The 839-nt window shown below is 54.7% G+C and carries 1 protein-coding gene; it reads right to left on the bottom strand.

Annotated elements, in window-relative coordinates:
* A partial coding sequence (locus RYZ18_RS14175; RefSeq protein ID WP_317657519.1) for an elongation factor Tu occupies positions 1-839 on the bottom strand: 839 nt, incomplete at both ends.

Raw genomic sequence — 839 nt, 5'->3', positions numbered from 1 at the left:
TCAACACCACGCAGAAGCGCGCCGATATTGTCGCCCGCTTCACCACGGTCAAGCAGCTTGCGGAACATCTCAACGCCTGTGCAGGTCGTCTTGGAGGTGTCGCGGATACCAACGATCTCAATCTCGTCACCCACATTGATCACACCACGCTCAACACGGCCCGTCACAACGGTGCCGCGGCCAGAAATCGAGAACACGTCTTCGATTGGCATCAAGAATGGCTGGTCAACTGCGCGTGCAGGCGTTGGGATGTAGCTGTCAACAGCTTCCATCAACGCGCGGATCGAGTTCTCACCGATCTCTGCGTCACGGCCTTCCATCGCCGCCAAAGCAGACCCTTTAACAACAGGAATGTCATCGCCAGGGAAGTCGTAAGAAGACAGAAGCTCGCGGATTTCCATCTCAACAAGTTCCAACAACTCTTCGTCATCAACCTGATCGACTTTGTTCATGTAAACAACCATCGCAGGGATACCAACCTGACGACCAAGCAAAATGTGCTCGCGCGTCTGTGGCATAGGGCCGTCCGCCGCGTTCACAACCAAGATCGCGCCGTCCATCTGCGCCGCACCGGTGATCATGTTCTTCACATAGTCAGCGTGACCAGGGCAGTCCACATGCGCGTAGTGACGCGCATCGGTCTCATACTCAACATGCGCAGTCGAAATCGTGATCCCGCGCGCCTTCTCTTCAGGGGCGCCGTCAATCTGATCATACGCTCTGAAATCACCAAAATACTTCGTGATCGCAGCTGTCAGTGTCGTCTTGCCGTGGTCAACGTGACCAATCGTGCCAATGTTCACGTGCGGCTTATTACGTTCAAACTTTTCCTTTGCCAT

Source organism: Roseovarius sp. 10, from assembly GCF_033100315.1.
Classification (GTDB): Bacteria; Pseudomonadota; Alphaproteobacteria; order Rhodobacterales; family Rhodobacteraceae; genus M30B80.
Note: the sequence above shows the minus strand (reverse complement) of the source record. Positions and strands in the feature narration are given on the sequence as shown.